Here is a 12,863-nt window from a genome sequence, read left to right as displayed (position 1 = left end):
ATTTTAATAACTCACAATTCAAAAATTACAAACCCAATTTGAATAATCATGTCAAATATTAATATAGATTCGATAAAAAATCAAACCTACGATGCCATCGTTATTGGTTCTGGAATAAGTGGTGGATGGGCAGCGAAGGAATTAACTGGAAAAGGATTGCGCACACTCGTTTTGGAGCGTGGACGTGAAGTTAAACACGTAACCGATTATCCAACAACCACCAAAATGCCTTGGGAATTTGAGCATAGAAATCAGCTTAAAAAGGAAGTCGTTGATGCCAATCCTGTGGTGAGTAAATGCTATGCTTTCTATGAAGGAACGGAACAATTTTTCGTAAAAGATGCTGAACATCCTTACGTTCAAGAAAAGCCTTTTGACTGGATTAGGGGCTACCAAACGGGTGGAAAATCCTTGATGTGGGCAAGACAAACACAGCGTTGGTCGGATTATGATTTTGAAGGTCCAGCCCGTGATGGATTTGCCGTTGATTGGCCAATTCGCTATGCTGATATTGCTCCGTGGTATAGTTTTGTAGAAAAATTTGCGGGTATTTCGGGAAATAAAGACGGCTTGGCGAGTTTACCAGATGGTGAGTTCTTGACTCCCCACGAAATGAATTGTGTCGAAAAATATTTCAGTCAAGAAACTGCAAAAAATTATAAAGACCGTCATGTCATCATGGGGCGGGCGGCACACTTAACGAATCCCAAACAAATTCATTTTGACCAAGGACGTGCTTCCTGCCAAAATCGAACAATTTGCGAAAGAGGTTGCCCGTATGGGGGATATTTTAGTAGTAATTCTTCGACTTTACCTTGGGCTGCCAAAACGGGTAAAATGACTTTACGTCCGCATTCGGTTGTACATTCTATTATTTATGACGAAAAGAAAAATAAGGCAACGGGCGTGCGAGTGATCGATGCGAATACGAAACAAATGACGGAATATTACGCCCGAATTATCTTCGTCAATGCCGCTGCTATCAATACAAACTTGGTTTTATTAAATTCAACTTCGAACCGTTTTCCTAATGGTTTAGGAAACGATAATGGATTGTTGGGTAAATACGTTGCTTTCCATAATTATAGAGCCACAATTAATGCAGAGTACGAAGGGTTTTTGGATAGCACGACGGATGGCCGTCGACCGAATTCTGCTTATATTCCACGTTTCCGAAATTTAGTTAAACAAGAAACTGATTTCTTACGTGGATATGCTTCTGGATTCAATGCAGGGCATTATCAACACGAAGACAGAAGTGGAATGGGAGAAGATTTGAAGAATAATTTGTTAAATCCACAGTATAATAATGTCTGGAGTGTAGGCTCGCACATGATGGGCGAAACGATTCCAAAAGCAAGTAATTTTGTGGCTTTAGACAGAACCTTAGTTGACCCTTGGGGAATTCCACAGTTAAGAATAAATGTTGATTATGACGATAATGACGTGAAAATGACCAAAGATTTCTTCGACCAATTATCGGAAATGTACACAAAAGCAGGGTTTAAAAATATCCGTACCAACGATTCAAACCGCACCCCTGGTTTAGATATTCACGAAATGGGTGGCGCAAGAATGGGCAAAGATCCAAAAACTTCGATGTTGAATAAATGGAATGCCTTGCATAACTGTAAAAACGTTTTTGTAACCGACGGAGCATCCATGACTTCCACTTCCACTCAAAATCCATCATTGACTTACATGGCGCTAACGGCTCGTGCGGCTGATTATGCGGTGAAGGAGATGAAAAAGGGGAATTTGTAGGCTTCCAAATGATTAATTTTAGTTTAGGTTGTAAGACTGTTCAACTCAGTTTTACAATCTTTTGTATTCTGAACTTTTAACTAAATTATGGGTAAGAAATAAGCAAGTGAATATTTTTTCATTTGAATAGTAAATAGTCCATTTTTTGTAAAATTAACAGAACAATCAAATAAAAAAATCAGGTCAAAAGTTTTAAATTTTCGACCTGATTTTTTTATTTATTCTTCCAATTTTACATGACCCCAATTCTCGCCCGAGCGTATTCGATTGAGTTGTGTGTGTGTAATGCCAAATTGTTTGGCAATCATCTTCAATCTATTTTTGTCCGACCTAAGCATCTTTTTAATCATAATTACTTTACTTTCGGTAAGTTTATAATTTTTTGTACGCTTTGGAATTACTCTTTCTTTTACGGCTGGATTTTCTCGATTATGAAGTGTCATTTCATCACGGGTTGCCCACTTTAAATTCTCCCAATGATTGTTTAATTTGTCATGATCGAGGTGAAGCACAAACTTTATAGCTTCATCATCATCCTTGCTAACAAAAAATTCCGCCACCAATTTATGGACGTAGCGGTTCAGTGATTTATTTCCTTGAACCCTGATATTCAATGATTTATAGCCCTGAATTTTTGAGCCACCAATAATATTGCCATCTGTGGGGTCATTCTGAAAACTCTTTAAACGTCCATAATTTGAAACTTTGTAATTGGGGGGACTTTCGACTTCTGGAAATGGAATATTTATCCATTTTTCATTCCAAAAACTAACATTTTTTTTCATTCCAAAACCTATTTTTTTATCAGTCATAGTGGCTATCTATTTTGAACGTTACTAATATACGAAAAACCTTTTGTTTTCTGGAATGTTTTAAAAAAATCACTTTTTTTAAAATTATTTTCTTGAAACAAAAATTATACTTTATAGATTCTACATTCTCCTTTTTGTAAATAATCAATTGGCAAAATAGTTGGTTCTTCATTCTCCCAAGCAAGATTATTCTGATTTGAATAATAAAGTTGAGCGGAGGTAATGTTATTTAATTTGGCATCTAAAATAGTACTTTCAACGGCTAAATTTACGACAAAAATGAATTGACGGTTTTCTTTTTGAGTCCAAGCGATTATTTTATTTTGTCCAGTTAAATCTGGGGCTATCAGCCACTCAATTTCTTGATTTTCTATCGTTTTCCCAATTCTATCCGAAATAGATTTTAAAATACAAAGATTTCTGAATAAATCTCCATTTTGTCCCCATTGATAACTTCCGTGCGTTGCTTTGTCCCCTTCTGAAAGTTGGAAAACGTAAAGTTTCGTGTAATGTTCATTGGGTGCTGGATAGGCGTGAGGGTCACGTTGTTCAAAACCTAAAGCCATATACGAGGGCATATCTGTCAAAAATAATCCAAGAAACATTCTTATTTCATTGCCTTTCAAATAAAAACTATCAAATCGAGGGTCATCTTTATCAGCAGTCATAATCGTAAAATTCGGGGCAAACTTTCGGGTCGTTAATAATTGATGATACCTCGCAAATTCAGCAATAAAACGTTTAGTTCCTACCACCATTGATTGTAAATCTCCCAAAGTTGTGTCCGTATCCGAACCTTCTAAATGGTCTTCTTCATTACCAAAACCCATTACATTTGGCGGAGCTAAAAAACTTTCAGCAAAATAACCAAAATAAGGTTTCTGTGCTACTATTTTTCCCTTAATATATTTATGAATATCGTAGTAAATATCTGGTTTTAAGGGGGTTCCTGCTGGATTTAACTGTACGTGCGACATATCTCCTCGCATGAAATCAAAATTATATTTATCGGCAAAGCCTAAATATTTTTCAGCCATATATTCCCAAACTTCCTGTCGAGGTTTTGTGAAATCTATTTCCCAATCAATATTGTCATTTTTTGGTTCATATAATTTTACCCTCGCCAATGGCCCAAAAACCCTGGACATTGCTTGTGGTTTCGAAATTACATAATCACGCCAAATCCTCCCATCATCGTCTACGGTTTTTGCCTCCGCTCGGTAATCTACTTCCAAGCCTCTATACGGAGGAGCCATCGTGGCAGGAACAGGCTCGTATCCCATTGAAAATAAGTGACTTATCAGTTGGTTTCTTCGTTGGGTTCGTCCTTCAAGGTTGTTTTTTTCTCCGAATAAAAAACGTAGTCGGTTCTCTTCAGAAAAGATATTATTGTTAAAAAACTTTTCTTTTTGTCGGGGATAATATTCAGAAAATGTTGCCCCGTATTGATACAAAAATGCTAAAATTGCTTCCTGAACTTTTTCGTGAAGGTTTGCTGAATGGTCGGTAATTTCAAATTCTCTTCTTTGAAGCCATTCAAAATATTGGGGATTTGCTAAGGTGATTTCTGAATAGCGGTCAGTGTGCGGAATGACATCCATTCCGACTGTTTTGCCCATCAAATGTAACAAATTTGTAACTACTTTTAATTGCTTTTCCACTGTATTGAGGTGTGGAAATGAGATGGCTAATTCATCATCATAAAACTCAGGATTGATATTCCAACTGGCAATTCCGTACAAACTCGCTACTACGCCACATTCCCAAATTGGCAAAAAATGAACTGACGATTGTGCGTTGGGCAACGTTAAAGCATATTTTATTGAATTCCAAAAACTTCCAATGGTTCTTATATTAATCCCGACCATGTTTACTGTTTTCAGCCAAGCGCTATTTCCGTGATTTTGTACTGGACTTTCAATGGTATTCTCAGGATTCAAAGCCCGAAAAAAGTCATGTTGTCCAAATCTTTTTTCTAAAATATAAGACAACTGTACCGCTGGCATTTGTACCGCTTGTTCAGGGAGAAGGTTAGGGATAAAGGATTGATTTTTAGCTATATACGATGTTATAGCCGTCTGCTGATTATACATCCATGATTGGCGAAAATCATCATACGTTTTGGGTAATTGCATATATTCTTTATAAAAATGGTCTTATGGGTTTTTCAAGAAACTAAAACGCCATGAAAAATTGTTTTAAATTAAGAATAATATTGCAAATTATATAAAATAGGTTGCAATAGTTTGCAAATAATTTTCATGATTTATGCCAGAAATACTACTGAAATTTGAAGCTTAGACTTTTATGGTGTCGATTTAAAACAAATAATATGAAAACTTTAGTTGTGGGAGCATCCACAAATCCAGAGCGTTATGCCTATAAGGCTGCTAATAGTTTGCTTGCACACGGGCATGAAATTGAATTGATTGGACAAAAAGTGGGAGAAATTGAAGGGCATGAAATCCACACAAACTATCCAGATTTGGAAGGAATTGATACGGTTACGATGTACGTAGGGCCTAAAAATCAACCTGCTTTGTATAATTATATTTTAAAGCAGTATCCTCGGAGAATTATTTTTAATCCGGGCGCTGAAAATCCTGAGTTTGAAAAATTGGCAATTTCCAAAGGAATTGCAATTGAGGAGGCTTGTACCTTAGTTTTATTAGCGATTGGACAATATTAATGAGAAAATTGTGGGGAAAAGAAAATCCCCACAAAATTAAAACCTGATGGTTAAAACAATGTGAGGATTTATGAGAAACTATTGAAATAACGAATTTGAATCTCGTAATATTTCAAAGAATCAATATTTTTTATTTACCAGCTACCAAAGTGATATCTAAGTTGAAAACATCATCAATTGCTTTATCGCCAATTGATTCAAAGAATTTCTTAGAACCATATTTTACACCGAAATCAGTTCTATCTACTGGAATAGAAGCAGTAGCCGTAGCTTTTCCGCCTACCATGGTTACTTTTGCAGGGAAAGTAATTGATTTTGTTACTCCGTGCATAGTTAAATCACCAGAAAGATTTGCACCATCAAATTTAGTAATTTTGAAAGTTGAAGTTGGATATTTCTCTACTTCAAAAAAGTCTCCTTGTGTAATATGACCGATAAATTTCTTGTTGTATTCTACATCAGTAATGTCAGTACAAAGGATTGATTTCATGTCAATTACAAACTCTCCACCTGTTATTTTCATGCCATTAGCCAATAATGAACCTGAAGCCAAATTGATTGAACCTTCGTGTTGTCCAGTTACTTTTTTAGCCAACCAGTGAATTTTACTTGCTTTCGTGTCAACTGCTAAAGAAACTACTTTGTTTGCTCCTTTCTTTGGAGTTCCTGCTACTGATACGTTCACGAACAATGCCGATACTAAAAGAATTGCGATAAATTTAATTGCTTTCATTTTTTGTTTAAAATTTAATTGATTAAAAGGAAATGTTATTTTAATATTTGCTTATTTACTGAATGCTCTCATGAATAATAATTCTAATCCAACTTCGCTGTTTGCCGCATTTTGTCTAAAAGTTCACTCAATTGTAAGGCTTCACTTTCGGATAAACCTTTAAGTTTTTCTTCCCAAGTGTCTTGCAAGTCATCAATTTCTGCTAAAAGATTCATGCCCTTTTCGGTAATGATTACATCAACGGCTCTACGGTCGTGTGGACATAACCTTCTGACTACTAACTCTTTGGCTAATAATTTATCTACTAATCGAGAAGCATTAGACATTTTATCCAACATTCTTTCAATAATGGCAATAACCGTGATTGGGTTTGGATACTGCCCTCTCAAAATTCTTAACACATTGTATTGTTGCAAACTCAAATCAAAAGGTTTGAAAATTTCTACCTGTAATGATTGCAACCAATTATTAGTATATATAATATTAATAATCGCTTTTGAATAGGGCGATTTGAATGCGGGTTGCTGTATGTCTTTTTCTATACTCATTGTTTTATGATACAAATTTAATGTATAAACATTAAATGTCAATACATTAGTTTGTTAATTTTTTGTTAACAATTTTAAAGCATTAGTAATCAGGAAGTTGAAGTTTGTCTGTTTCTTATTTTTTCAAGAAGAACATTCAATGAGCCAATTTCTTTCTCATTTAATTCTAAAAATGTATTTTCAAAATTATCTATAATTGATGATAATTCGCTTAATAAAGTTATTCCTTTTTCAGTTAACGATACATCGACAACCCGTAAATCATAGGGTGATGTCGCTTTTTTTACCAATCCTTTGGATACTAATTTATCAACTAATCGGGAAGTGTTGGACATTTTATCAATCATCCCTTCAAGGATAAAGTTTATGGTTGCAGATTGAGGATAACGTTCTCGAAGAATTTTGAGTACATTATATTGTTGTTCGGTAATGTTGTAAGGCTTCAAAATTTTAGCGTATTTACTAAATAGCCAGGCCGTTGTAAACATAATATTTACAGTTGCTTTATTATAGGGATTGCTGAAACTTTTCTGTTTAATATCTATTTCAATGGACATAATTATGACTTAGATTGATGTATTAACATTTATTGCAAGAACAGTAACAAAATAAAAATATTGTGTATAACTTTGGTTTCTTATTAAACGGCAAATTTTTGAGTTTGGATTTTATCGAAAAGGAACAATTTCGGGCGCTGAAATGTCAAAATCTCGTAGACGTAAATTATAGGTGTCATTGAAGGCAAAATTGAGCGTTCGGACATCGGGGAGATTGGGAAAATAAGAGAATTTTATTTGAAATGTATTGAAAGTCAGGTTTTCATTTCGTAAACGGATACCAATGCCCACACCCGTATAAGGCACTTTATTGAGCAGGAATTGGTCTTTGGGATTCACAAAAGCAAAATCAGTTTGAAAGAATGGGGCAATTCTAAAACCTAAGAAATTTAATCTCGAAAAGAATACAATTTGGTAGCCAATGCCTAATTTTTTACTGCCAAAAAGTTTGTCACTATTTACATCCAAAATGCCATTTTCTCGATTTACATTTACAAATTCGCCAGTGTAACGGTCTAAGCCTAAGGAATATCTAATATTGACAAAATGGCGTACTTGCGTTCTTTTTCGGAAGGTGTGGAGCGTACTGAAATAATTAGATTCGATGCTTAAACCCGTTGTGCCGTTAGAATATGTTCCTGCATTTACAAGTCCATAAATATACCCAGCTTTGCCGATATATTCCCCTTTGGCGAGTTTAATGCCTAAATATTGACGAGTTCCATAAGCATCTGAGTTTTCAAAACCTGTCACCAAAGTTGCCAAATATCCGTAGGGAACGTCTTCGGTAATTCCGAAACCATAGATTAAAAAATCTCTTTTGTAACGTCTATTTGAGAAGCCAATTCCTAACAGATAATCACGGTGATTTCTGAAAAATTGATTCGTATCTGCGGTAACTTCTGGACGAATTGTATAAGAAATATCGGTGAATCTTATGCCCAAAACAAAGCGTGTACGATCCCGCATTTCCTTATTGAAAAAAGGAACTTTGAAGGCATATCCCATCCAAAAATCCAAAATATTTCGGTTGGTGGGAAAAGTATAATTGGTAGTATCGTTGAGTTTGTAGGTTGTACCGTCGCTGCCTCGAAAAGTATTTAATAAATTGCGGTCGTTGCTTAACTCAAAACTTCCTGCCAATTTCATTTCAGGCGTTAAAAACGGGCGGAATAATCGAAAGGCATAATGATTAGTTTGACGACGCAAATCCATTTCGGCTTGTCCCGTTACGAAACTTCGGCCGATGTATGGAATTGTATATTGCGTATAGTATTCTAAGGCCGGTTTTTGATTATAATTTACATAAAAATTGTTCTTCCAAGAATGACCTAAACCTCTAAAATTGGTTTGATTAACGCCTAAATAAAAATCTTTTAAACTATTGACGGCAACATCGGGCAAAAGCGACCAAATATCTTGCGTAATCACTAACAGATCTACTAAATTAGGATATTGCGAGTCAGGTAATACTAAAATTCGAGCATCATGGAGAATTGAACTCCGCCGCATCAAACGCTCATTATCTCGCAGGCGGTCGGCACTTATAATATCTCCAACTTCAAACATTAAGAATGATCTCCGAATTACGTTTTCTTTCGTATTGGTGTGCAAGGAATTCAAAAAGCGGTCAAAACCTTCGGCAATTCGGGCGGTATCCACAATGCTTTCACCAAAAACGTGTTTTCTTTTTACAAATATTCTTCTAATTACACGCCCTTCATAATCTTTAAAAGGATTTTGTTCAACCTGAAGTATTTCTTGTCCAGAGGCATTTTGATTATAAACATCTCGGAAAAGGGCATGATAGATCTCGTTTAAGACTTTATTTTTAGAAAACTGTTTTTTTAATCTCGTAAACATCAAACTATCTTTTGCCGATTTCATACTCACGGGTTGTACATACAGCGAATCCTTGATTTTGGTAGAATCCTTCGTCTTCTGAGCATATCCAGCGGACATACAAGAAATCACGAAGAACAAAATCTTAATCGTTTGTTTAGAGGAATATGGGTAAATTTGTAAAATTAATTTCATAAGAGCAAGTATGTATTCAAGCTTTGTAAATTGGTCATTTTGAGCCATTCAATTACTAACAGAAAAGTAGCAACAAAAGCATAATAACAACGTGAAAACATTACTATAATTTTAAATATAATATGCTTAAACTGATCAAACCACTTATTTTGGCTTCTAATTCGCCCCGTCGTCAGCAACTAATGCGTGATGCAGGTTTTGAATTTACGGTAAAGGTCAAAGATACTAATGAAGATTTCCCGAAAACTATGCCAGCTGAAGAAGTTCCTGCTTATTTGGCCCGTAAAAAAGCGGAGGCTTTTCGGGAAGAACTCAATAATCAGATTGTCTTGACCGCCGACACGATTGTAGTCATCGACAATGATATACTAAATAAGCCAAAAGATGCCTTAGAAGCAAGTCAGATGTTGAGAAAATTATCGGGAAGACAACACCAAGTGATTACGGGTGTGTGCGTTATGACCCATGAAAATACGGAAACTTTTATTGATAGTACCAACGTCTTTTTTCGTGAATTAACTGATTTTGAGATAGATTATTACATTAAAACTTGTCGTCCTTTTGATAAAGCAGGCGCTTATGGCGTTCAAGATTTTATCGGGATGGTCGGAATTCCAAGAATGGAAGGTTCTTATTTTACCGTGATGGGCTTGCCAGTTCATAAAGTTTATGAGGCTTTATCGAAGTATTTTTTGTAAGTGGTTTTCGTTATCTTCGTATTCCATTAACAAACATTCTTATAAACAAAAATGAAAAAACTTATGCTAATTTTCGTCCTTCTGTGGGCGAAATGGCTTCCCGTTGTGGGGCAAGCCATAACAACTGACCCAGCGCTACCCAACGGTGACCAAGAAATTACGCTTATTTTTGATGTTTCTTTGGCAAAAGACGCAAAAGCAAAAGGGCTTTTGGGCAAAACTAATGATGTTTATTTATGGTCGGGAGCAGGTTCCACCGAGACGGGTGATGCTTTTCAATTTCAACCCGTAGGACAAACCAACTTCGCAATCCCGTTTGAAAAAGGCAAAATGACTTCGTTGGGCAATAATAAGTGGAGTATTAAGTTAAAACCCCGAGATTATTATGCGGTTCCATCTAATGTACCCATTAAAAAATTAGGGGTATTATTGAAAAGTGGGGATGGAAAATCACAAACTGAAGATTTTATTGTTGCGATGTACGACAATAAATTGAATGTTGCTTTTATTCAACCCAAAGAAAAAACCTTCTTTGCTGATGCAGGGGCGATTATCTCAGTTTTGGCGGTGACTTCTCAGAAAGCAAATTTAGAATTGACCGTCAATGATATTTCTGTGGTAACTGCCACTAACAAAGATTCTTTAAAATACTCTTTGAATGTTGGAACCGTATCGGGTGCTGTACAAACGGTGAAAATTACTTCAAAAACTCCCACTGAAACCGCTGTTAATGAATTTGTTGTTACCGTGAAACCAACTCCTACTACTGCTGCCTTGCCAACGGGCGTGAAAGATGGCATTAATTATATATCAGACACGAAAGTTACGCTGGTACTTTTTGCTCCTAAAAAAGAGTTTATTTATGCCATCGGAGATTTTAATAATTGGCAATCTGCTCCGCAATCTTTGATGAAAAGAACTGCAGACGGAAATCGTTATTGGATTGATATTGAAGGACTTACAAAAGGGCAGGAGTATGCGTTTCAATATTTAGTGAATGGTACTTTACCCGTGGGCGACCCTTACTGTGAGAAAATTCTTGACCCAAATAATGATAGAAGTATCTCTTCAACAACGTATCCAAACTTGAAATTTCTGCCTAATAATGTCAAATCAATTGCTTCAGTTTTACAAACTGGGCAAACGCCTTATCCTTGGAAAATTACCAATTTCAAACGACCTGCCCAAGATAATTTGGTCGTTTATGAAATGCACGTTCGTGATTTTGATACAAATGGTTCGTATAAAAATGCCATTGATAGAATCTCATATTTCAAGAATTTGGGCGTGAATTGCATTGAATTAATGCCCATCGCAGAGTTTTCCAATAATGATTCATGGGGATATAATCCAATTTACTATTTGGCACCCGATAAGGCTTACGGAACGAAAGATGATTTGAAGAAATTTGTAGATTTATGTCACGAAAATGGCATTGCGGTGGTACTGGACGTAGTTTATAATCAAGCAGATTATGAATTTCCTTACGTGAAAATGTATTGGGATGGTTCTCAACCTTCCACGGATTCGCCCTTTTTTAATCAGCAAGCCAAGCATCCGTACAGTGTATTTTTTGATTTTAATCATGAAAGTCAAGCCACGAAAGATTACGTTAATCGTGCCAATGAGTTTTGGATAAAAGAATATAAAATCGATGGTTACCGTTTTGATTTAGCGAAAGGTTTTACCCAACGTCCAAGCACCGATGATAGTCAATTTCGTTTGTATGATACAGGAAGAATTGATATTTGGAAAGGATATTACGACAAAATCAGAAGTTACGATAAAGATGCGTACGTAATTTTGGAATTATTTTCGGAAGATCGAGAGGAGCAAGCGCTTACGGACATGGGCATGATGGTTTGGGCAAATCAAAACGGAGATGCCCGAAATGCGGTGAAAGGACTCAGTAGTGATTTTTCTCGATTTTCATATAAACCAAGAGGATTTAAAACACCCGCTGCAGTTGGATACATGGAAAGTCACGATGAAGAAAGAATTGTTTTTGATGCTTCCAAAACAATCACATCTTTATCAACTGTTTTAGAACGCTCAAAAGCGGCGGCCGCCACATTTTTGACCATTCCTGGCCCTAAAATGATATGGCAGTTTGGAGAATTGGGCTATGATATTTCTATTGACCAAAATGGCAGAACGGGACGTAAGCCTATCAAATGGGAATATTTTCAAGATGCTGACCGTTTGAAATTGTACAAAGTTTATGCTGAATTAATTAAATTGAAAACGAGCCAAGAAATTTTTAGAACTACGGATTTTATCGTGGATTTAGCGGGGTTGGTTAAGAAAATGACACTCACGAATAGCACAAGTAAACTGATTTCAATTGCTAATTTGGACCTTGCAGAGCGTTCGATTGCTGATATTTTTCCAAGTTCGGGAAAATGGTACGATTTCTTCACAGGGGCTGAATTAAATGTGAGCGACTTAGCCACAAAATATACCTTAAAAGCGGGAGAATTTCATATTTATACAACCAATCCGTTACCCAAGCCAGAAGCGGATTTAGTACCGTGGAAACCCTTAGGAACAATCATTCCATTAGCCGCTGAAAGTGAAATTGAGGAAGGCATAAAATTATACCCAAATCCAAGCAAAGATTTCATACAAATAGAAATTCCAGCTTTCGGGAAAGGATATGTTTTCTTAAAAATCAATGACTTGATGGGAAGAATGTTATCCGAAAGTGAGTTTAAAGTAGGTCAAAAAAGTTATTCTATTGATATCAAAAATCTCAAAGAAGGAACTTACTTTTTGAATGCCGAGCAAGGAGAAAAACGATTTGTGAAGAAGTTTGTGAAATTATAAAGGAGCAATGCAGTAAGGGAGACAAGAGTAAAAGTATTTAAAGAATCCAGAACGTAGAATTGTAGGAATGTTGAACTAATAATATGAAACATTCTGGAATTTGCCTAATTATCTGTCATTCGTTCCTCCTGTTTTCATCTCTGCTTTCTTCCTACCCAAAAGGGCAAAAAAAAGGCAAATTCACCGCTACAACCTACCT

The 12,863-nt window shown here is 35.9% G+C and carries 10 protein-coding genes; 4 read left to right on the top strand and 6 right to left on the bottom strand.

From position 1 onward, the window contains the following. Positions 1-48 precede the first annotated feature (48 nt). Positions 49-1,764, top strand: a complete 1,716-nt coding sequence (locus tag AC1W31_RS04215) for a GMC oxidoreductase (protein WP_481733159.1) — start codon at positions 49-51, stop codon at positions 1,762-1,764. A gap of 218 nt (positions 1,765-1,982) precedes the next feature. On the opposite strand, the gene AC1W31_RS04210 is transcribed toward AC1W31_RS04215, so the two are convergent. Together AC1W31_RS04210 and AC1W31_RS04205 are read right to left on the bottom strand one after the other, a co-directional pair. Next, on the bottom strand, positions 1,983-2,549 hold the full coding sequence (locus tag AC1W31_RS04210; RefSeq protein ID WP_481733158.1) for an NUMOD4 domain-containing protein: 567 nt from the start codon (positions 2,547-2,549) through the stop codon (positions 1,983-1,985). A gap of 131 nt (positions 2,550-2,680) precedes the next feature. Further along, a complete protein-coding gene (locus AC1W31_RS04205) occupies positions 2,681-4,711 on the bottom strand; it encodes a hypothetical protein (protein ID WP_481733157.1) in 2,031 nt (676 codons plus the stop codon). 197 nt (positions 4,712-4,908) lie between these two features. Between AC1W31_RS04205 and AC1W31_RS04200 the strand changes: the two genes are divergently transcribed. Continuing rightward, a complete protein-coding gene (locus AC1W31_RS04200; protein ID WP_481733156.1) occupies positions 4,909-5,265 on the top strand; it encodes a CoA-binding protein in 357 nt (118 codons plus the stop codon). A gap of 130 nt (positions 5,266-5,395) precedes the next feature. Here the strand turns inward: AC1W31_RS04200 and AC1W31_RS04195 are convergent, their stop codons facing one another. From AC1W31_RS04195 to AC1W31_RS04180, 4 genes are all read right to left on the bottom strand, one after another. Further along, positions 5,396-5,998, bottom strand: a complete 603-nt coding sequence (locus AC1W31_RS04195; RefSeq protein ID WP_481733155.1) for a YceI family protein — start codon at positions 5,996-5,998, stop codon at positions 5,396-5,398. Between the two features lie 83 nt (positions 5,999-6,081). Then, the gene (locus AC1W31_RS04190; protein ID WP_481733154.1) at positions 6,082-6,546 is read right to left on the bottom strand and encodes a MarR family winged helix-turn-helix transcriptional regulator; all 465 of its coding nucleotides are present in this window, start codon (positions 6,544-6,546) and stop codon (positions 6,082-6,084) included. 89 nt (positions 6,547-6,635) lie between these two features. Continuing rightward, the gene (locus tag AC1W31_RS04185) at positions 6,636-7,103 is read right to left on the bottom strand and encodes a MarR family winged helix-turn-helix transcriptional regulator (protein WP_481733153.1); all 468 of its coding nucleotides are present in this window, start codon (positions 7,101-7,103) and stop codon (positions 6,636-6,638) included. Positions 7,104-7,214: 111 nt separating this feature from the next. Then, entirely contained in the window at positions 7,215-9,140 is a 1,926-nt protein-coding gene (locus AC1W31_RS04180) for a hypothetical protein (RefSeq protein ID WP_481733152.1), read from the bottom strand. Positions 9,141-9,262: 122 nt separating this feature from the next. On the opposite strand from AC1W31_RS04180, the gene AC1W31_RS04175 reads away from it, so the two are divergent. Both AC1W31_RS04175 and AC1W31_RS04170 read left to right on the top strand, forming a co-directional pair. Further along, positions 9,263-9,838 (top strand): Maf family protein, encoded by a 576-nt coding sequence (locus tag AC1W31_RS04175; RefSeq protein ID WP_481733151.1) that lies wholly within the window; start codon positions 9,263-9,265, stop codon positions 9,836-9,838. Positions 9,839-9,889: 51 nt separating this feature from the next. Then, complete coding sequence (locus tag AC1W31_RS04170) at positions 9,890-12,664, top strand: alpha-amylase family glycosyl hydrolase (protein WP_481733150.1); 2,775 nt, start codon at positions 9,890-9,892, stop codon at positions 12,662-12,664. Positions 12,665-12,863 lie beyond the last annotated feature (199 nt).

The organism is Arcicella sp. (assembly GCF_964672035.1).
This window is presented reverse-complemented; position numbering and strand designations above follow the sequence as displayed.